Annotated in this window: 18 protein-coding genes; all 18 read right to left on the bottom strand. The window is 27.6% G+C overall.

Annotated elements, in window-relative coordinates; all coding sequences use genetic code 11:
• Positions 1 to 133: 133 nt before the first annotated feature.
• Positions 134 to 847 (bottom strand): stage II sporulation protein R, encoded by a 714-nt coding sequence (gene spoIIR / locus B5D11_RS06085; RefSeq protein WP_078682153.1) that lies wholly within the window; start codon positions 845 to 847, stop codon positions 134 to 136.
• A 75-nt stretch (positions 848 to 922) separates the two neighbouring features.
• Positions 923 to 2,113: a Ger(x)C family spore germination protein gene (locus B5D11_RS06090; RefSeq protein ID WP_164850188.1), complete on the bottom strand. Its 1,191-nt coding sequence runs from the start codon at positions 2,111 to 2,113 to the stop codon at positions 923 to 925.
• Entirely contained in the window at positions 2,103 to 3,206 is a 1,104-nt protein-coding gene (locus B5D11_RS06095; protein WP_078682155.1) for a GerAB/ArcD/ProY family transporter, read from the bottom strand. The genes B5D11_RS06090 and B5D11_RS06095 overlap by 11 nt, the downstream gene beginning before the upstream one ends.
• A gap of 33 nt (positions 3,207 to 3,239) precedes the next feature.
• Positions 3,240 to 4,700 (bottom strand): spore germination protein, encoded by a 1,461-nt coding sequence (locus tag B5D11_RS06100; RefSeq protein ID WP_078682156.1) that lies wholly within the window; start codon positions 4,698 to 4,700, stop codon positions 3,240 to 3,242.
• A gap of 110 nt (positions 4,701 to 4,810) precedes the next feature.
• Positions 4,811 to 5,002 carry a CLC_0170 family protein gene (locus B5D11_RS06105; RefSeq protein WP_078682157.1) on the bottom strand — a complete coding sequence of 64 codons (192 nt, stop codon included), beginning with the start codon at positions 5,000 to 5,002 and terminating at the stop codon, positions 4,811 to 4,813.
• Positions 5,003 to 5,351: 349 nt separating this feature from the next.
• Positions 5,352 to 6,194 carry a 4-(cytidine 5'-diphospho)-2-C-methyl-D-erythritol kinase gene (gene ispE / locus B5D11_RS06110; RefSeq protein ID WP_078682158.1) on the bottom strand — a complete coding sequence of 281 codons (843 nt, stop codon included), beginning with the start codon at positions 6,192 to 6,194 and terminating at the stop codon, positions 5,352 to 5,354.
• 138 nt (positions 6,195 to 6,332) lie between these two features.
• Positions 6,333 to 8,957: a cyanophycin synthetase gene (gene cphA / locus B5D11_RS06115; protein ID WP_078682159.1), complete on the bottom strand. Its 2,625-nt coding sequence runs from the start codon at positions 8,955 to 8,957 to the stop codon at positions 6,333 to 6,335.
• On the bottom strand, positions 8,938 to 9,777 hold the full coding sequence (locus B5D11_RS06120) for a cyanophycinase (RefSeq protein WP_078682160.1): 840 nt from the start codon (positions 9,775 to 9,777) through the stop codon (positions 8,938 to 8,940). The genes cphA and B5D11_RS06120 overlap by 20 nt, the downstream gene beginning before the upstream one ends.
• Before the next feature lie 377 nt (positions 9,778 to 10,154).
• Complete coding sequence (gene pyrE, locus B5D11_RS06125; protein WP_127837050.1) at positions 10,155 to 10,724, bottom strand: orotate phosphoribosyltransferase; 570 nt, start codon at positions 10,722 to 10,724, stop codon at positions 10,155 to 10,157.
• Positions 10,725 to 10,737: 13 nt separating this feature from the next.
• The gene (locus B5D11_RS06130; protein WP_078682162.1) at positions 10,738 to 11,634 is read right to left on the bottom strand and encodes a dihydroorotate dehydrogenase; all 897 of its coding nucleotides are present in this window, start codon (positions 11,632 to 11,634) and stop codon (positions 10,738 to 10,740) included.
• Positions 11,627 to 12,367 (bottom strand): dihydroorotate dehydrogenase electron transfer subunit, encoded by a 741-nt coding sequence (locus tag B5D11_RS06135; protein WP_180376966.1) that lies wholly within the window; start codon positions 12,365 to 12,367, stop codon positions 11,627 to 11,629. The genes B5D11_RS06130 and B5D11_RS06135 overlap by 8 nt, the downstream gene beginning before the upstream one ends.
• On the bottom strand, positions 12,342 to 13,238 hold the full coding sequence (gene pyrF, locus B5D11_RS06140; protein WP_078682190.1) for an orotidine-5'-phosphate decarboxylase: 897 nt from the start codon (positions 13,236 to 13,238) through the stop codon (positions 12,342 to 12,344). Before pyrF ends, B5D11_RS06135 begins: the two co-directional genes overlap by 26 nt.
• A complete protein-coding gene (locus tag B5D11_RS06145) occupies positions 13,225 to 14,448 on the bottom strand; it encodes a dihydroorotase (RefSeq protein WP_078682164.1) in 1,224 nt (407 codons plus the stop codon). The genes pyrF and B5D11_RS06145 overlap by 14 nt, the downstream gene beginning before the upstream one ends.
• Positions 14,449 to 14,450: 2 nt before the next feature.
• A complete protein-coding gene (gene pyrB, locus B5D11_RS06150; protein WP_078682165.1) occupies positions 14,451 to 15,386 on the bottom strand; it encodes an aspartate carbamoyltransferase in 936 nt (311 codons plus the stop codon).
• Between the two features lie 30 nt (positions 15,387 to 15,416).
• On the bottom strand, positions 15,417 to 18,629 hold the full coding sequence (carB, locus tag B5D11_RS06155) for a carbamoyl-phosphate synthase large subunit (protein WP_078682166.1): 3,213 nt from the start codon (positions 18,627 to 18,629) through the stop codon (positions 15,417 to 15,419).
• Between the two features lie 36 nt (positions 18,630 to 18,665).
• The gene (gene carA, locus B5D11_RS06160) at positions 18,666 to 19,706 is read right to left on the bottom strand and encodes a glutamine-hydrolyzing carbamoyl-phosphate synthase small subunit (RefSeq protein ID WP_078682167.1); all 1,041 of its coding nucleotides are present in this window, start codon (positions 19,704 to 19,706) and stop codon (positions 18,666 to 18,668) included.
• Positions 19,707 to 20,019: 313 nt separating this feature from the next.
• On the bottom strand, positions 20,020 to 20,913 hold the full coding sequence (locus tag B5D11_RS06165; RefSeq protein WP_078682168.1) for an MBL fold metallo-hydrolase: 894 nt from the start codon (positions 20,911 to 20,913) through the stop codon (positions 20,020 to 20,022).
• Positions 20,914 to 21,183: 270 nt separating this feature from the next.
• Positions 21,184 to 22,362: an alanyl-tRNA editing protein gene (locus B5D11_RS06170; RefSeq protein ID WP_078682169.1), complete on the bottom strand. Its 1,179-nt coding sequence runs from the start codon at positions 22,360 to 22,362 to the stop codon at positions 21,184 to 21,186.
• Positions 22,363 to 22,441: the final 79 nt, after the last annotated feature.

Genomic DNA, 22,441 nt, shown 5'->3' on the forward strand with positions numbered 1-22,441 from the left:
TTTCCCATAAATTCCTTTCTTGTAATTTCTCTAAATAGTATTTGTAGTTATATTTGTTATTATTCAGTAAAAATTAAAACCCAGCTTATATAGACAATATTAATTACTTATTATCTATAAAACCGGGCAGATTTTATTTTTTAAAAATATCATTAAATACTTCAACTATTTTAAATTTTATTATAATTTTATCTCCATTTTCAGCTCCTTTTTCTTTATTTAATTCACCTTCTTTATCTTTATTTAATAAGTCTTTATTTTTATCAGTTTTTTGATTATCTATTGCATTATATTCTTCCTCTGAGAGCACTTTTTTCATAGTGCTCTCTGTTTCTTTATAAGCTACTTCACCTTTATTTATATCTATAAAACATAAAGGAGGAAACATAACACACCACCAATTTTGGCCTTTTCCGTTTCCTATAATTATTCTATAAGCTTCATACTCACCTTGTGGCAATGTTATATTACCATAAGTTTTTATAGGAAAATTTTCTTTTGATAATGTAGTATTTACACTATAATTATATCCATTTGATTTTATAACAGATTCTGCTATTTGCTTTATTTTTTCATCATTTGCTTTTAGTATATTTCTTGATTGTTCAATGCTTTTTGAATTTTTTAATTTAGGATTTATATATTTTAAAACTTCATCTCTAACTTTAAGTTTTAAAGCTTGATCAAAAGAAGTATCACTATTTGCTATTACATGAAATCTTATAATTTTATTTTCTATTGAATATTGAATTAAATTTTCATTATCAGCACTTTTAACACTAGAATTCCCTATAGATATAGTAAATATAATAATTAAACAAACTAAAACATAAATTATTTTTTTCATTGTATATCCCCCTGCATTGTTTTATTTGTTTAATATTATTTCCAGTATTTTACTAATTATTCAATTAAAATATTTTTATTTAGTTATTCCGATTCTTCGTACTTTGAAATTTATATTAACATTTATATCTGCATCTTTATAAACTTCATCCCAATTATCTTTAACTTCATTCCATAGAGATGGTTTCCTCTCCTCTAAATATTCTCTAAGTCCTATAGGATCTACTTGAAAGTTATTTTGAAGCATTTTAGCTATTGTATTACATTCTTTGCTAAGTGAATCACTAAAATTTTTTTCTATAGAATTAAGTTCCTCTTTTGAAAAAACATTGTTATCTATATAATATCCTTTAAGCTGCCCTTCAATCTTAATATCTATATTAAATTTTAATTTATTTTTATCACCTGATACTCTTAACTTTCTATCTATATCTTCAATATTAACATCTATAGGATGACCTTCTTTATATATAACTCTTTTCCCACCTTTTGCATTTCCTCTCATTATTTCAAGATCAGCAACTTCAAGCCTTGTTAAATAACCTTTTAGTCCATAATTTTTTATTATAGCTACACCAGATAAAGTTATTTCATTTTTTTCTTTTTCAATCTCTAATTTTGGTATAATAGCATTACCATTTTGCCCTAATTGAATAAGCATTTCACTTACTGTAACAGGTAATATTGTAGAATTTTTTTTAGTATTTTCCATAAGTCCTGTTAAATAATATTCAACATTCTTTTCCATAGGCGGCTGATATTTAACGTATTCCTCTGCACTGCCTTCTACTACTACTATCTGCATCATTTTATTTAAATTTGGATGTCTTTCTATATAATCAATTATTTCTTTAAATATATCTGGATCTTCTAAAATTCCACTGCTTATCATAAGAAGTTTAGTTTGACTTAAATATATACTTCTACTGCTTTTACCAGTAGCTTCAAATATACCATCTTCCATAGATGCTGCATCTACATTTATAAATTGATCTTTTGCTGTTCCGCTTTTCCCCGGCCCTAATTCACTCATGTCTGGGAAACCATATGTTATAGAAAGCTTTTTTTGCTGAACTCTTCCTTGAAATGGATCAGATAATTTCATTTCTTTAGCTTCTTTTTTATTTGAATAATCTTTACCAAGATCAACGGCAATTACAGATATAAAAAGCTGTTTATCTATTTCCATCTTATCCCAGCATCCAGTAAATAAAGTAGAAAATAAAAGAGAAGCTAAAATTATAGATAATATTTTTTTATGTCTCACTTTTATTTTTCCCCCTTTCTTTTGCTCTACCAAAAAACAGCAATATTAGAGGTAATATTAAAAAACTAAATACAGATAAAACCGGATTAATTTTTTTAGAAACATCATAAACTTCAGCTATATTTTGAGGATATAAAGCTATTATGTATACAATAGGAGCTAAAATAATAGAGGACAATTTTATATCGTGTAAATTGAAAATATTTTTAATAATATCTCCAGAAAAATAATACATATTTACAAATGTAGTAAAATAAAAAAGCACCCATAATGCCATAACAACACCTTCCCATCTTTCAATAAAAGCCCCTGGCATATTTATAGCTCTAATAAGTGTTATTGTAGGCCAAAGAAGTTCTTTTGTATGTTCCTTAGAAAAAAACATTATACAAAGTATAGTAACTATAGCATAAAATATTGTAATTATACTTATACTTTTAAAAAATGTTTTTCTTATTCCATCTTTGTCCTTCATATATGGCAAAACCATATATGCAATTTCAAATCCACCAAATGCAAAAGTAGAATCTACTAAAGCTCTTAAATAATCATCAGGTTTATGCTGAAGAACTGGAAGTAAATTTGTTGCTTTACCTCCTTTTATTGAAAATATAAGTGTTATAGCTATTGGTATAAACATTGCAGGAAAAGCTATTTCATTAAATTTAATCAAAGCTGGAATTTCTCCTCTTACTAAATATATTCCTGTAAAAATCATAACTAAAATTATAAATTCTGTTGGAGTTCTTTCAAGCAGATACATTTTTATAACTTCTGTAAAAATTCTCATACCCAAAGATATAGAAAAAATAAAGTGTATGCAAAATATAATCCCAAAAATTTTACTCATTGCTTTGCCTAAATTATCTTCTAAAATATTATAAAAAGTCTGGTAATTATTTTTTATAATTACTTTATATATTAAAGATAAAAATAAAAAAACTATTAATCCTGATAATATAGCAACAAACCATCCATCAGTTCCTATTTCATTTGCCATAAGATTAGGATATGCAAATACTCCTACTCCTGTAACAGTTACTACAATTGTAGAGAGTAATCCATATTTGCTTATAAATCCTTTATTATTCATAAATTGGATTCCTCCATTCTTATATACAGTACTTTATTTTTGCCTTATTTTATCTCTAGGTTCTATAAACTCTGGTCTATTTTTAAACATATTAAGAGGAGCTCTTATAAATATGTCTTTAAAATCTTTTTTATGTGGATGTACTATTGGAGATAAATAAGGTATCCCAAAACTTTGTAGTTTTGCTAAATGTATAAGAATAATTATAAGTCCTAGTGATATACCATATAATCCCATAATAGTTGCAAGTATTATAAGAAAGAATCTTGAAATCCTTAAAGCCGAACTTAATTCATAATTAGGAGTTATAAAACTTGCTATAGACGTTACAGAAACTATTATTATCATAATAGGGCTTACTATTCCTGCACTAACTGCAGCCTGCCCAATTATAAGACCTCCAACTATACCAATTGTAGAACCTATAGCTTTAGGAAGTCTTACTACTGCTTCTATTAAAAACGACATAGCAACTTCCATTATTAAAGTTTCTACAAAAGCAGGAAATGCTACTCCTTCTCTAGAAGCTGCTATTGAATATGCAAGTTTGGTTGGTATAATAGAAACATGAAATGATGTTACTGCAACATATAAAGCCGGCATTATCATTCCTATAAATATAGCTAAAAATCGTATAATTCTAAGCATAGATGAATTCATCCATCTTTGATAATAATCATCTGGTGTTTGAAAAAGACTTGGAAATGTTGCTGGTGCTATAATTGCAAAAGGAGAATTATCTACAAGTATAGCAACTCTTCCTTCATAAAGTGCACCAGCTACTACATCTGGCCTTTCTGTGCTTTGCATTTGTGGAAAAGGGGACCATTTATTGTCTTCTATAAGCTGTTCTATATATCCACTATCTAATACCGCGTCTATATTTATTTTATCTATTCTTTCCATTACCTTTTGAAGAATATCTTTATTTACTATGTCATCTATATAAGATATAACTACATCTGTTTTTGATCTTACTCCTATAGATTTAGAAACAAATTTAAGCCTTGTATCTCTAATTCTTCTCCTTATAAGTGCAGTATTAAATCTTATAGTTTCTGTAAATCCATCTCTTCCACCTCTTATAACTGTTTCTCCAGATGGCTCTGAAACTCCCCTTGCAGGCCATGACCTTGTTGCTATAACATATATAGCCGGTATACCTTCTATAAACATTATAGTTTCTCCTGACATTAAAGCATTTACCCCTTCACTGAATTTTAAAATCTCTTTCATGTCTGAAACAGTTAAAATGTTGTTTTTTATATCCATTACATTATTTACCCGTTCGCTTCTAAGCATTACAGATTCTAAAATAAAATTATTTATAATTTCTTTATCTGCCATACCATCAATATATGAAATAGCCGCCTTCCATTGTCCAATGTTAAATTCTCTATACACAATATCAGAAGCATCTTTTAAAATTTCTTTTAAATATGATATGTTTTCATCTACTTTAGGAGTTATTAAATCTCTGATTATTTCTTTCAAAACTATCACTTCCTTAATTTTATGTAATGTGTAATTATATATTTTGCATTATATTGTTATTTTAAATAACTCTTATTTTATTGTTTAGTTTTATGCTAAATATCTAATAATTACAGCTTTATATTTAAAAAATATAAAACTATCCCTATAATAATAGATCCTATTCCTAAAATTCTTGCCTTTCTTGCTATATAATTTAAATGACTTCTTTTAAAAGAATAAGTATCTATAAATGCAGCTATTATCCCTTGCACTAACATTAATATTAAAAAATATTTTGAACACAATTTTATAATCTGCACAGTATTCCTCCATTTTTATAATTTTTATAGATTAGTATTATTAAATATTTTTCGCTGTAAATTTATAAAATATACATTAATAAAAATAAAGCATACTACATTAAATTTTTAAATTTAATGTAGTATGCTATTTATAATTTTTATGTTATGATTATCCAACAAAAATATTTTCCCTTAGAACTGATAAATATATTTTAAAGTAAATCAATAATAAACATACACTCATGTATAGCGAAATTTTATTTACAGCTTATTGTAGTTTAATCATGTTATATATAAGTCTTTAAAAATTAATTTATCATTCTAAAAAATACAATATCTCTTTTAAAATATATTCCTATTTATTATTTTAAATTGTTCTTGTTATAAATACTTCATTATATTTTTCTTTAAATTTGTCATAACATTTTGCAGCTTTCATAATATCATCAAAAAATCCAAATACAGTAGGCCCGCTGCCACTCATCATAGAACCTAAAGCTCCTAATTTTAGCATTTCATTTTTAATATCTTTTAATACACTATATTTTCTTAGAGTTACATTTTCAAGTACATTTTTCATAAAATATGAAGCTTGTATTAAATCATTATTTTCTATTGCTTTTATTATTTCATCTGTTTTAGGGTGCTTATGTATTTTATTTATGTCTAAATTTTGATAAACCTCTTTTGTAGATACACCAAATGGAGGTTTTACTATAACTAAAATATGGTTTTTAAAAGGTTTAAGTATAGTTAATTTTTCTCCAATTCCTTCACATAAAGCTGTTCCTCCTACAATACAAAATGGAACATCTGCACCTATTTGAAGTCCTAAATTTATAAGTTCTTCATCTTTTATATTAGGATTAAATAAAGTTCTCATAGCTTTTAAAACTGCTGCAGCGTCTGTACTCCCACCTGCTAACCCTGCCGCAATAGGTATATTTTTTTCTATATATATATCTACTCCAGATTTTATATTATATGTGTCCATAAAAAGTTTAGCTGCTTTGTATGCCAAATTTCTTTCATCTTTTGGAATATATGCTTTATTACATATTATATTTATATCTTTTTCTGATTTATTAACTGTAATTAAATCATAAAGTTCAATTGTCTGCATTATCATTTTTAAAAGATGATAATTGTCTTCTCTCTTACCAACTACATCAAGTGACATGTTAATTTTAGCATAAGCTTTTAACTGCATATCATTTTCTTCCTTCCATATAAATTTTAAGTATCATTATATTATATTATTTTAAAAAAATAAAGCTAAATTAAAAGATAAACTTTTTTTATTTACAATAAATTCGTTTATCTTTTAACCTAGCTTTATATATTAAATTTATACCATAGTTAAGGTTTTTTCTGACTCATTTTCACAACTTATTTTTTCTTTTATTAATTTTACAAGAGGTTCATATTCTTCAAAAAATACTATTATCAAATCACCTGATCTTATATTTTCAATAGCTTTATTAAGAGCTTCAGCTTCATTTAATATTATTTCCATATTTTTGGGGTTAAATTTTGAATTTAAAACTCCCTTTTCTAAAAGTTTAGCTACTTCCATAGGCTTTCTTCCTCTTTTGTCTTTATCTTCTTTTATATATATATAATCAAAATATGTCCCTGCAATTTTTCCAAGTTCTAAAATATTTTTATCAAGTCTATCGCCTGGTACTCCTATTACCCCTAATAATCTATTGTGTTTTATTTTTTTTGCTCCTTCAAGCACAGCTTTATACCCTTCTATATTATGTCCATAATCTAATATTACAGTTCCTTTATTTAAATTATAAATATTAAATCTCCCGGGATTTTGTTCTTCATTACATCCAAAAGTCATTAACCCTTTCCTAATTACAGAATAATCAACATTAAGAGCTACCAAAGCTCCACACGCTGCCATAGAATTTTCAATATTATATTTTAATTTTCCATTCATAGCAATATTTATATTTTCTATTTTTATAAGAGGAAATGCATTCCCTTTTTTCTCAATATATATATATCCTTCGTGAGAATAGATGCCAAAACCACCTTTTTTTAAGTTTTCTCTAAGAAGTTTATTATTTTTATCCATTGAAAAAAATATAATATTGCTTTTAATTTTATCGATAATTGTTCTGCTTACAGGATCATCTGCATTAATAACTACATAACCTTCATCTTTAACTGCTTCAGCTACAAGAGATTTAACATAAGCTAAATCTTCTATTGTATTTATTCCATCTATGCCTATGTGATCTTCAGTTATATTTGTAATAACACCTACATCTGCTAAATCATAAGCAAGACCTTTTTTTATTATTCCACCTCTTGCAGTTTCAAGAACAGCAGCATCAACTTCTTTATTTCTAAGTACTGTCATTGCACTTTTATACCCAGTTGTATCTCCTTTATCTATACACTTGTTGTTTATATATATTCCACCTGTTGTAGTCATACCTACATTATAATTCATAAGAGAAAGTGTATGCCCTATAAGTCTTGTAGTAGTTGTTTTACCATTTGTACCAGTTACAGAAACTATAGGTATACTTCCTTTACCTTCTTTAAACATCATATCAATAATAGCTCCTGCTACATTTCTTTTTTTACCTTCATAAGGATAATGATGCATTCTTATTCCTGGAGCAGCATTTACTTCAATTATAGCTCCATTTTCATTTAAAGGTACACTTATATCATTACAGCAAATATCAATTCCGCAAATATTTAATCCAATAGCTTTAGCAGCCCTTTTACAAATTTCTATGTTTTCTTTACATATTATATCTGTACAATCTATTGCTATGCCCCCTGTTGAAATATTTGCATTTTCTCTTAAGAAAAGTTTGGTACCTTTAGGAAGAATAGAGTTTAAATCCCATCCATTTTTGTTTATATAATTATTAAGAGATTCATCTATTTTTATTTTAGTTAATGGTTTTTCGTGTCCTATTCCTCTTCTTTCGTCTTTATTTACTTTATTTATAAGTTTTCTAATAGTACTTACACCATCACCTACTACAAAAGGTGGTATTCTTTCTGCTGCAGCTGCAAATTCACCATCTACTATGCATACTCTAAAGTCTCTGCCTTCTATATATTTTTCTACCATTATATCTTTATAACTTTTACTTAATATGCTATATGCTCTTAAAGCTTCTTTTTCATCTTTAATGTCTATAAATACGCCTTTCCCTTGATTTCCATAGCGTGGTTTTAATACTATAGGATATCCTATTTTTTCACTTTTAAATAAAAGATCCATTGGATTTTTTATTATATCTCCTTTAGCTACGGGAATACACTGATTTGAAAGAATTTCCTTAGTAAGAAGTTTATCACAAGCTATATCAATAGATAGTCCACTAGTGTCACTGCATATAGTAGCTTCTATCATTTTCCCATATTTACCATAACCTAATTGAAACATACTATTAGAACCTATTTTTAAAACTGGTATACCTCTTTTTTTAGCTTCTTCACATATAGCTAAAGTACTAGGTCCTAATTGTTCATTTAATAAAATTTCTCTAAGAAGCTTTATTCTTGATCTTATATTGAAATTTTTTTTGTTTATTAAAGCATTTATTATATCTACAGCTAATCTTCCAGCTTCTACTGCAGTATTTTTATATTCATATTGATATATTATATAGTACCTGTCTTCTTCTATTTCTCTAGCTTTTCCATAAGCTACTTCAATTCCAATCATGTTTTGTAATGCTATAATACAATGCTCACAAATATGTGCAAGATAAGTACCTTCTTTTAATCTTTTAAAAAATCCTCTTTCTTCATCTATTCCACATCTGTGTTTTTTTAATTCAGGCAGTAGTTTTATTAAACGTTCATTAAATCCTTCTATTTTATTACTTGGAATTTCACAATAACCTTCTAAGTCCAAGTCCATTCTTATACATTTTTTATGAGAGTATATATTTCTGCCCTCAAAAACGTTAACGTCCACTATTTTCATTTTTACTTTGTTTATCCTCCTTAATTGGCTGCCTTATATTTAAATTGAATTTATCGCCATTTTTTAAAACATGCATTTTAATGTCAAACATAGAAAGTATTTCTTCAGGGTTTTGTTCTGAAACATTAGTGTAAGTTATAGAACTTCCATCTATTATATAAACTGCTCCTGAACCTATTACTTTAAATTTACCTTCTTTGCAAATCACAATAGCAGTATCTTCATCAATACCTATACCTAAGCTTTCAGGATTTTCTGCTATTGCAACAAGAAGCCTTCCTATCCTTCCTCTTTGTGCAAAATGCTGATCTATAACTACATTTTTTATAAGTCCAAGACCTGGTGCCATTTTTAAAGTACATTTTTTAGGAGATTCTTCATCTTCACCTGTGATTATCATAGTGTCACTTACTACCGAAGCTCCTGCAGATGTTCCAACATATACACAACCCTTTTCATAACTTTCATGTATGATATCATATAAAGGAGTTCCCCCTAATATGCTTGTTATTTTTAATTGATCTCCACCTGTGAAAAATACTAAAGAAGCTTTTTTTATCATTTCTATATTATTTATCTTATGAGTATCTTTTCTATCTTCAACATTTAATACATTTATGTTCTTTACTCCAAGATTTTCAAATATATTTTTATATTCACATCCAACTTCTTTTGGAAGATCTGTAGCTATAGTAGCTATAACCAGTTCATCTTTTTCTTTATCTATCTTACTGCAAACCTCTTTTAATATATTTTTTTCTCCTTTTTTATCTTCAGCCCCTCCTATTATAATTAAGTTTCCTTTTAGTATTTCATCCAAGCAATATCACATCCTTAATCACATATATCTTATATTCTTTCCACATAAAATTTCCTTATACAGTATTTTTTAAGTTTTATACCACATTTTTTATTTTGTATTATTTTTCAAAACTTATACAAAATTTATATTAAAATAAAATTTGTTATTAATCTTTAATAATATTTAAAGTAATTTTTTATATAATTTTATAGTGTTTAATAAATTTTCACTTTATAAATATTTAAAATAGATATTTAAGGAAGTTTAAAAGCCATGTATAAATACGGAAAATCCTTTTTATACATGGCTTTTATTTATAAATTTACAGATATATTTTTTACATAAGAGCAGCAGAAAAGTATAGAAATAATAATTTTTATTTTTAATATATTTTACTATTTTATATTTCTACTGCCTGGTTTTATATAAGGTAAATTTTGTTTGCATAAAGGGCAATTATCTTTATCATAAACATCTATGTTTAATTTTATAGAACTATATACCTCATAATCTATTTTTTCAGAACTTCTATCAACTATACAAGCTATTCCTACAACTTCTCCACCTAAAGATTTAATAACCTCTGCAGTTTCTATAGAGGATTTACCTGTGGTAACTACATCTTCTGTTATTAAAACTTTTTCACCCTTTTTTATTTCAAATCCTCTTTTTAAAGTCATAACTCCATCTACTCTTTCTGTAAATATTGCCCTCTTTTTTGTCTGTCTTCCAAGCTCATAAGCTACTATTATACCACCCATAGCTGGACCTACTACTAAGTCAAAATCAATATCTTTTATTTTTTCTTTAATTACGCTTATAACTTTTTCTGCTTTATCTGGGTATTGAAGAAGTTTTGCACATTGGCAATACATATTACTATGTTTCCCAGAAGATAATAAAAAGTGTCCTTCCAAAATAGCTTCACTTTCTTTTAATATTTCCATAACATTATTATTCATAATTTTTCATCCTTTCTTATGCTATACCTCTTATTTCATTTAATGATTTTATCCCATTATCATTTAAAAATTTTTCTATACCATATATAATATCTAAACATATATCAGGTTTTAAAAAGTTTGCCGTACCTATTTGAACCGCATAAGCTCCTGCCATAATAAATTCAATAGCATCTTCATAATTAGTTATTCCTCCAATACCTATTACAGGAATATCTACAGCCTTTGCTACTTCATATACCATTCTTAATGCTACAGGTTTTATTGCAGGTCCTGAAAGGCCCGCAAAAACATTTTTAAATACTGGCTTCCTTTTTTTTATATCTATTGCCATTCCTTTTAAAGTATTTATAAGCGATAGGGCATCTGCTCCAGCTTCTGTACATTTATACGCCATATCTACTATATTTTCAGCATTAGGAGAAAGTTTTACAATAAGTGGTTTTTTACAAACTTCTTTTACTTTACTTACTACATCATAAGCAATTTTCGAATTAATCCCAAAAGCCATACCACCTGACTTTACATTTGGACAAGATATATTAAGCTCAATCATATCCACATCTGAAAGACTTAATTTATAAGCCCCTTCAATATATTCTTCTAAAGTAGAACCTCCTAAATTAGCAATTATAACTGTATTAAGTTTTTTCATTCTATTTAATTCATTATTTATAAAATAATCTATACCTGGATTTTGAAGTCCAACACTATTTAGTATTCCACTTGCTGTTTCAAAGACTCTAATTCCTTCATTTCCTTCTTTTTTATTTAATGTAAGCCCTTTTGTACATATGCCTCCAAGCTTTTCTACATCATATATATTAGCATATTCTTCTCCAAAACCAAAAGTCCCAGAGGCTGCTATTACAGGATTTTTAAAATCAATTCCACATATATTAACATTAAGCATCTAACACTATTTCCTCCCCTAAAAATACAGGTCCATCTTTACATGTCCTTTTATTTCCATTAGTAGTTTTACAAGTACATACAAGGCAGGCACCTAATCCACATGCCATATGTTTTTCCATAGAAACATAAACAGGTACATTTTTTTCTCTACACATTTTAATAACTTTATTCATCATAACTTCAGGTCCACAACACAAAACTACATCATAATTTTCAGGATAAAATATATCTGTTATATAACCTTTATAACCAAATTTACCACTTTCAGAGGCTATATTTATGTTTGAAACATATTCTTTAAAATTTTCTATAGAAAAAGTTTCATCCCTAAAACCTGCAAATAAATCTACAGTACAATTTGTGAGTTTTTTAGTAAGGTATAGCATTGGAGCAATGCCTATTCCCCCAGATACTACAGCAACATTGCCTTTTATGTTCTCTACATCAAATCCATTACCTAAAGGCCCTAAAAGTTCTATTTTGTCTTCATATTTAAGTTTTTTTAAAAGTTCTGTTCCTTTTCCTAAAACAGAGTATAAAAAATATACTCCATTTTCATCTTTATCATGTACACTTAAAGGTCTTGGAAGAAGAGGATATTCACCCCATCCCCTAATCATAAAAAATTGTCCAGGTTTAACATTAAAATTTCCGCTAACATAAAGTTTATAAATATTTTTTGAAACTTCTATATTACTAATAACTTTATTTTCTGTATAGTTTATGCTCACCTTTTTCCCCTCCAACAGCTTTTGCAATACCATCTCTTATTTTAATAGCTTCTTCTCTTGCACATAAATCAAATTCCATTTCTCTGCCTTCTTTATTTTTATAAGCTAAGAGTATTCCTCTTGAAGAATTAACTACTCCCCCATTACCATCTTTAAGATATAAAGCTACATCTTCACAAGTTCCTCCCTGAGCTCCATATCCTGGTATTAGAAAGAAAGTATTTTCTAAGTTATTTCTAAATTTTAACGCTTCATCTACATGAGTACATCCAACTACTCCGCCAATAAGGCTATATCCATATTTACCAATATATTTTTTCCCTAGTTCATTTATTTTATATCCAACTAAATTATATACTTTTTCTCCATGTGCATTTTCTATATACTGTATATCTTCAGCACCTTTATTAGATGTTCTTATAAGTAAGAATACCCCTTTTTCACCTGTTTTAATATATTCCATATAAGGTTCTAAAGTATCTAGCCCCATATACGGATTTAAAGTTACAAAATCACTTTCAAAATCTCCAGTAAAATGTGCTTTTGCATACATAGCCGCTGTATCTTTTATGTCTCCTCTTTTTACATCTGCAATAGCAATACCGCCTTTATATTTTATATACTCTAAAGTATTTTTATATGCTGTAAGTCCTTTAATTCCTAGTGCTTCATAATAAGCTATCTGAACTTTAAAACATGCCGAAACATCTATGGTTGCATCTATAATTCTTTGATTAAATTTAAAAAGTGCTTCTTCTAAAGAAGTATATTTGTTTAAAAACTCTTTTGGTATATAATTTATAGAAGTATCAAGTCCTACACAAACAGGTCCTTTATTTTTTACGCTCTCATATAATCTATCTATAATCATAATTTCTCTCCCTTTTGCCATTAAAATTTTTATCATAAACAACTAATCCGCTTTTTATAGTTTTAATTATTTCTCCATAAAGTTCCATTCCATGGAAAGGAGTATTTTTACCTTTAGATACAAAATTTTTACAATCTACATTATATTTTTTATTTATATCTACAAGTACCAAATCTCCGTCATATCCAATTTTTATTTCTCCTTTATTAAATCTCATAATATAAGCAGGATTTTTTGACATAAGCTCTGATAACTTATTTAAGCTTATATGGCCTTCTTTTACAAGCTTTGTATAGCATACAGAAAAAGCCGTTTCTAAACCAGATATACCATTGGCACCTTTTTCTTTATCTTCTAAACTGTGAGGGGCGTGATCAGTAGCTATTGCATCAACATATCCATCATTTATAGCTTTAATTAAGGCTTCTATATCTTCTTTTTTTCTAAGCGGTGGATTTACTGCATAGTTTTTATCCTCTGTAAGTGCAATATGATGAGGCGTAACTTCACAAGTTATTTTATATCCTTCTTTTTTTGAATCAATTATATATTCAATTGATTCTTTAGTACTTACATGAGAAATATGAAGATGACAACCTGTAAATTTTGCAAGAGTTATATCTCTTAAAGTCATTGTATTTTCAGCTAGTCTTGTATCAATTTCTGTTAACTCTTCGTTTTCTGCATGAGACATTACTATAATCCCTTTTTCTTTTGCCTTTATCATAGCATTAAGCATTACTTTACTATTTAAAACCCCTTTACCATCATCTGATATAACCTTAACCTTATCTTCTAAAGAGTCTAAATGACTTATATCTTCTCCTTTTAAATCTTTAGTTATAGATACAGTTTGATGAACATCTGCCAATTTAATTTTTTCTACTTTTTCTTCTACATAATTTACAATTTCCATACTGCTGCAGACTGGTTTTGTATTTGCCATTAAATTAACCGCAGTATATCCTCCTTTTACAGCAGCTAAACTTCCTGTTAATATATCCTCTTTATAAGTTAAACCTGGATCTCTAAAATGAGCATGTAAATCTATAAAAGAAGGCATAAGCACTAATCCATTTGCATCTATTACATTGCATTCTTTTTTTAAATCTTTCCCTAATTCATGTATTATTCCTTGTTTTATATATACATCGCCTAAGAAATTTTGTGAGCAATCTATTATTCTTGCATTTTTAATTAAAAGTTCCATATTTATATATCCTCCCCTTCAATTACTCCAAGCAATTTTGAAATAAGAGCCATTCTAACAAACATTCCATATTTAGCTTGTTTAAAATAACAAGCTCTTTTATCTTCATCAACTTCTTTACTTATCTCATTAACTCTTGGGAGAGGGTGCATAATTATCATATCTTCTTTTGCTTTATTAAGCTTTTTTAAGTCAAGTATATAAGTATCTTTCAATCTTAAATATTCTTCTTCATCTAAAAATCTTTCTCTTTGTACTCTAGTCATATAAAGAATATCTAATCTATCTATAACTTCTTCTATTTTTTCTACCTCTATAAACTCTACATTATTTTGATTTAATATTTCTTTTATATAATCAGGCATACATAATTCTTTTGGTGATATAAATATAAATTTATTATTTTCATACCTAGATAACGCCTTTACTAAAGAATGAACTGTTCTTCCAAACTTTAAATCTCCGCATAATCCTATGGTATGATTAGAAAAACTTCCTTTTAAATTTTTAATAGTAAGTAAATCTGTTAAAGTTTGTGTAGGATGCTGATGTCCTCCATCCCCTGCATTTATAATTGGTACAGTAGAATACATTGAAGCTGTTTTTGGAACTCCTTCTTTGGGATGTCTCATTGCAATAATATCTGCATAGCAAGCCACTGTCCTTACGGTATCTTCTATACTCTCACCTTTAGATGTAGAACTTGAATTTGGTTCAGAAAAACCTATAACCTTACCTCCAAGTCTTAACATAGCGGCTTCAAAACTAAATCTAGTACGTGTACTTGGTTCATAAAAAAGAGTTGCTAAAATCTTCCCATCACATACATGTGAAAACTTTTCAGGACATGTTATAATTTGATTTGCTAAATTAAAAATCTCTTCAAGTTCATCTATTGTAAAGTCGTTAGGATCTATTAAATTTCTTCCTTTTAACATTATATATGCCTCCTTATTAACCTCTCTGGATTAAATTAAAGGATAAACCTTTATTTCTTTTATATTTTTCTTTGAATTTACTTCTTTAGTTACCTCTGCCAATGCTTTTGCTGTATCTATAGAAGTTATAATTTGTATGTTGCTTTCTATAGCATTTCTTCTTATTATAAAACCATCTCTGTGAGAATCATTCCCTTTTGTAGGGGTATTTATAACTAAATCTACTTCCCTGTTTTTTATAACTTGAAGTATATTAGGTTCTTCTTCTTTTAATTTTCTTACCTCTTTAACTTTAAATCCTTCATTTCTTAAAAGTTCTGCTGTTTTACTTGTTGCAATAAAACTGTATCCAAGTTCATTTAATACTTTTGCTATATTTAAAAATTCTTTTTTATCTTGATTATTTATAGTTGCTAAAACAACTCCCTTATCTTTTTTAAGCCCCATGTTAGCAGCTATAAAACCTTTGTAAAGTGCTTCGTATATATCTTTGCCTACTCCTAATACCTCTCCTGTAGATCTCATTTCAGGTCCTAAAGAAACCTCAACTTTTGGAAGTTTTTGAGTAGAAAACACTGGTACTTTTACTGCAACTATATCAGGTTCTTTATATATATCAATACCATATCCTAAATCTTTAAGCTTATATCCAAGCATAACTTTTGTAGCAATCTCAACTATAGGTACTAAGCTTACTTTGCTTATATAAGGTACTGTCCTGCTGGCTCTTGGATTAACTTCTATAACATATAATTTTTTTTCATATTCTATAAATTGAATATTAATCATACCTTTAACGCCCAAACCTACAGCCAGTTTTTTAGTATATTTAAGTACCTCATTTTTTATTTCTTTAGATACATTTTGAGTAGGATAAATTGTTATACTATCTCCAGAGTGTATTCCTGCTCTTTCAAGATGCTCCATAACTCCAGGTATAAGTACATCTTCACCATCACATATAGCATCTACTTCTATTTCTCTTCCCATAAGATATTTATCTATAAGCACAGGATTTTTATTATCTTTATTAAATGCATTTTCAAGATAATATTTAAGCTCTTTTTCATCATAAGTTATTTCCATTCCCTGTCCGCCTAACACATATGAAGGTCTTACAAGTACTGGGTATCCTAATTGTTGAGCTTCTTTAAGCCCTTCTTTAACATTCCATACAGCCCTGCCTTTTGGTCTATATATTTCTAATCTTTCCAAAAGCTTATCAAATTTTTCTCTATCTTCTGCCTCATCAATTTGTTCTGAACTTGTTCCAAGTATGTGTATATTTTTTTCCTTTAAAAATTTAGCAAGCTTAATAGCTGTTTGCCCTCCAAATTGCAAAATAACTCCATAAGGTTTTTCTTTATCAATTATATTTAAAACATCTTCTTCTGTAAGAGGTTCAAAATAAAGCTTATCAGATATATCAAAATCTGTACTTACTGTTTCAGGATTATTGTTTATTATTATTGTTTCTATGTCTAATTTTCTAAGTGCTTTAACAGCATGAACAGAAGCATAATCAAATTCAATTCCCTGTCCTATTCTAATAGGTCCTGAACCTATAACTACAACTTTTTTTCTGCTGCTTACATAAACTTCATCATAGTTTTCATAAGTTGAATAATAATAAGGTGAAGCTGCTTCAAACTCTCCTGCACAAGTATCTACCATCTTATAAGCAGGATATATATCCCATTTTATTCTAAGATTGTATATTTCATCTGGACTAGCCTTAATGAGCTCCCCTATGCCTTTATCAGAAAATCCCATCCTCTTTAGTTCTTTTAGAAAATCTCTGGATAATTTGTCTATAGTTAAATTCTTTAATTCTTCTTCTTTATCTATAATATTTTTTATTTTATTTATAAAAAATTTATCTATTCCAGTAATTTGAGACATCTTATCTACGCTGTAATCTCTTCTTATCATTTCAGCTAAAGCAAATATTCTCTCATCATCTGGAGTCATTACTTTTTCTTTAAGCTTTTCTAAACTTAAATTTTTTATATCTTTATGTTCTAAAGTGTATTTTTTAAGTTCTAAAGAACGGATACCTTTTAAAAATGCTGCCTCGAAATTACTTCCTATAGCCATAACTTCTCCTGTTGCCATCATTTTAGTCCCTAAAAATCTTTCAGCACTATAAAATTTATCAAAAGGCCACTTTGGTATTTTAACTACAACATAATCAAGAGAAGGTTCAAAACATGCAAAAGTCTTTCCTGTTACAGCATTTTTTATTTCATGAAGTCCATAGCCTAGTGCAATTTTTGCAGCTACTTTAGCTATTGGATATCCTGTAGCTTTAGACGCTAATGCAGAAGAACGACTTACTCTTGGATTAATCTCTATTACTGCATATTCAAAGCTATCAGGATTTAACGCAAATTGTACATTACATCCGCCTTCAATTCCTATATGATTTATTATATCTATAGCAGCTGACCTTAACATTTGATACTCTTTATCTGATAAAGTCTGACTTGGAGCTACAACTATACTGTCTCCTGTATGAATCCCAACCGGATCTAAATTTTCCATATTACATACAGTAATACAATTACCAAAACTATCTCTCATAACTTCATATTCAATTTCTTTCCAGCCTTTTACGCTTTTTTCTATAAGTACCTGCCCTATAGAACTTAGCTGAAGACCTTGCTCTAATATACTTTCCAATTCTTCTTCATTATTTGCAATGCCTCCTCCTGTACCTCCAAGAGTATAAGCTGGTCTTACTATTACTGGATAACCTATCTTTTGACTAAAATTTTTTCCTTCTTCTATACTTTTTACAATTTCACTTTCGATACATGGCTGCCCTATTTTTTGCATTTCATTTTTAAAAAGTTCTCTATCTTCACCTTTTTTTATAGATTCTATAGAAGTTCCTATAACTTTAACATTATATTTATCAAGTATTCCTTTGTCATAAAGCTCAACTGCAAGATTAAGTCCTGTCTGTCCACCCATACCTGCAAGAAGACTGTCTGGTCTTTCTTTTTCAATAACTTTCTCCACAAATTCTAAAGTTAAAGGCTCTATATAAATTTTATTAGCTACTTCCTTATCTGTCATTATAGTTGCAGGATTACTATTTATAAGTACAACTTCTACTCCTTCTTCTTTTAATGATTCGCAAGCTTGAGTACCAGAATAATCAAATTCTGCAGCCTGACCTATAACTATAGGTCCTGAACCTATAACTAAAACCTTATTTATATTTTTATTAATTGGCATAAGTACTACCTCCTGTTTTCTTACTCATAACACTTATCATACAAATTCATCAAATATATAATTTTCTATATCTCTAGGTCCCGGATTAGCTTCTGGATGAAATTGTACGCTGCGTATAGGCAGTGTTTTATGTCTCATACCTTCTATAGTTCCATCGTTCATACTTATATGAGTTGCTATAACATCTTTAGGAAGTTCATCTACATAATATCCATGATTTTGTGATGTAATAAATACTCTATTTCTTTCTATGTCCATTACAGGGTGATTACATCCTCTATGACCAAACTTTAATTTTTTTGTATGCCCTCCTAAAGCCAGAGCTAAAATTTGATGTCCAAGACATATTCCTGATATTGGTTTCTTTCCTATAAGATGCTTTATATTTTCAATAATTTCTGTTAAATCTTGTGGATCCCCAGGTCCATTAGACAAAAATATACTATCTGGATTTATTTTTAATATATCTTCATAAGAAGTATAAGCAGGGAAAACTGTTAATTTGCAGCCTCTTTTCTTAAAGCATCTAATAATATTTTCTTTAATTCCAAAATCCAATACTGCTATATGCTTTCCAGTGCCTTCTATTGTATATATTTTATCTGTTGTTACATTTTTTACAGCTTCTTTATTACTAAAAGCTTCAAATTTTTTTCTTATATATCCTTCGCCTAATTCTTCAAGGGTTATTATACCCTTCATTGTTCCACTATCTCTAAGTACCTTCGTAAGAGCTCTAGTATCTATTTTTTCTAAACCCATTATTTTATTATTTTTCAGATAATCTTCAAGTTTCATTTCACATCTAAAATTATTTGGATTATTACAAGCTTCTCTTACTATAAATCCTTTTACTTTTATACCTTTTGATTCCATATCTTCAAGATTAATTCCATAATTTCCTATAAGGGGATAAGTCATAGTAACAATTTGACCATAATAAGATGGATCTGTAAGTACCTCTTCATATCCAGTCATCCCAGTATTAAAAACTACTTCTCCTACAGTTTCCTGTAAATATCCAAAGGCTCTTCCCTCAAACATCATTCCATTTTCTAAGATAAGTTTTGCTTTCATAACACACCTCTATATTTTCATAATCTTAAATATAAAAATAAAAGGACATACAAGAGAACAATACGCCTATAGTTCCCTTATATATCCTTTCTGTATTTTAAAAACATTATTCATCTTATTCTTAGAAAAAAAATCTTTATAAAAGAATATAATCATACCAATCACACTCTCCTTTCTGGCCTCACAGGACCAATTTAAAGTACACCTTGTGATTAATTATAATTGTTTATAACTGTGCTGTCAATACAAATAAAAAATTGTTATTATTTTACACTATACTGTATTTAGTTTAATACTTTGTATATATAAATGTTTAATTTTTAATATATTTAAGAAAACCATCATCTACAATTATTTTTAGCTTTTCTGTTTCGTATAAAAACTCTACATAAGATTTTAACATTCTTTCTATAAAATAATACCTATGTATATTGTCCACACGTATATGAAAACTTTCAATAACAGCTTTCATAATATCTTCCATTGTCATATAATCATCTATTACTTCATAAATTCTTATTGCCCTATTTTCATAAAAATCTATATTGTCATCTATAAGTTTTTTTATATTATCATATATTCCTTTATGTGCAACTATATATTTACTAAAGTTTAAATCATAAAGTTTAGATTTACTTTTTATATCTTCACTAAGTATATAAGCATAAGGCATTTTAGCCCCTCTCATTACTTCATAACTTATAAGGCAATCCCCTAAATAAGCAACGTTATCAGGAGTTATAATACATATATGCCCTGGGCTGTGTCCTGGAGTATGAATAATCTTAAAATCAATGCCGCATAGTTCTAAATTTTCTTCTTTATCATCAATCATAATATCTGCCCTGCAAGCCATATATCCATAATGCTCTTTTATATCTTTTAAAGCTTGACTTTGATAATAAAGCTTAAAATCAACTGCACTGCTACATATAAGTGCTTCACGAGTTGACATTGCAATAATAGAGTTATACTTTTTTTTAAAGTATGCATTATTTCCTATGTGATCTGTATGTGAATGGCTATTTAAAATAGCCTTAATTTTAAAATTACTGCTTTCTAAAATATTTTCTATTCCTTCTCTTTCTCCCTTTTTCCATCCTGTATCTAACATTATAATTTCTTCATCATTAATTTTATAAAAAGGTATATATGTCATACCAGTATCAATGCAAAATGTATTCCCTTTAACTTCTTTTATATCCAACTATTTATCTCCTTTCATATCATAACATACAGAATTTTTTATTTAATTTTTATTTAAATTTATAACTTTGAAGCTTTGATTATTTCACAAAAAGTTTTTTAAATATTAACCAATATATATAATAAAAATTTAGAAACAATATAAATTATATATTAATATAGTGGAAATTAACTTACAGCTTATGGCAGGCTAATTATAACTATATATTGCAACAAATTAATATACTATGATACACATTACAGTTGAAATTTATTTACATATTATTGTTTATTAATCATTATTGTAAATTTTAGAAACAACAAATTCTTGAAATTCTTTAAGTGAAATTTCACTTTCAAAAGAAGCTTGTGCCTGCTTATCTCCTCCACCGCCTCTACCACTAAACTTTTGCAAATTTTCTTTAAATAATTTCCCACAATTAACTTCAAAATCTCCATTATGAGCAAGCCATAATTTTTTATCAATGTTTGATGATAAAATTACTAAATAATTTCCCTTTCTAAGTATTATCCTTCCAATATTTTGAACATCATCAAAAGTTTTATCGCTAAAATTTATGTTTACTATGTTAGAGTTTAATCTATTTAGTATGTCCTCTGCTTCATATAGATTAAGATTTTCTTTAAGTTCTTTTATTTCTTTAATCTTGTTTTTTAATTCTTCTGAAATATTTTTTACTTTACTTTCTAAATTATTTTGATCTACAGATAATAATTTCCCTAAATTTACTGTTATATCATGTTTAAATTGATAATCTTCAAAAGCTCTTTTACCACATTTAAAATATACTCTAGTAACTCCCTTATATTTTTCAATTTTTATTATTTTAATAACGCCAATTTCTCCTGTATTTTTTAAATGAGTACCACAACATGGAGAATAATCTATTTTATCAATTTCAACAATTCTTATATCTTTTTCTACTTTAGGCAATTTCCTTAATGGAATATTTTCTAGTTCGTTTTTATTTACAATATAAGATTTTATCTCTAAATTGCTGTATATAATTTTATTTACTTCATCTTCAACTATTTTAATTAACTCCTCTGTCATTTCAGGCATAGATATATCTATAGAAACATAATCTTCTCCAAGATGAAAACTTGAGGTTTCTCCTTTAAAATTATTATAAAATACTGCTGATAAAATATGCTGTCCAGTATGCTGCTGCATCAAATCATATCTTCTTTCAAAATCTAATTTACATATAACTTTACTATTTTTAGGTTTTTTATTTGTTACATGAAATATATGTTCATCTTCTTCAAAAACATGCAAAACTTCAACATCATCTATATATCCTTTATCTGAAGGCTGTCCACCTCCTTCAGGATAAAAAGCTGTTTTATTAAGCTCAATAAGAAATTTTCCTTCTTTTTCTGATATATCTAAAACATCTGCTTCCCATTCTTTAATATATGGATAAATATAATATAATTTTTCTGTCATTATCTTTCTCTCCTTTAAATATTTAAGTACTAAAATTGTAATGAAATGTTATACATATTTTTTAATATTATCAATTATA

Source organism: Clostridium sp. USBA 49 (assembly GCF_900167505.1).
GTDB classification, from domain to species: Bacteria; Bacillota; Clostridia; order Clostridiales; family Clostridiaceae; genus Clostridium_AT; species Clostridium_AT prolinivorans.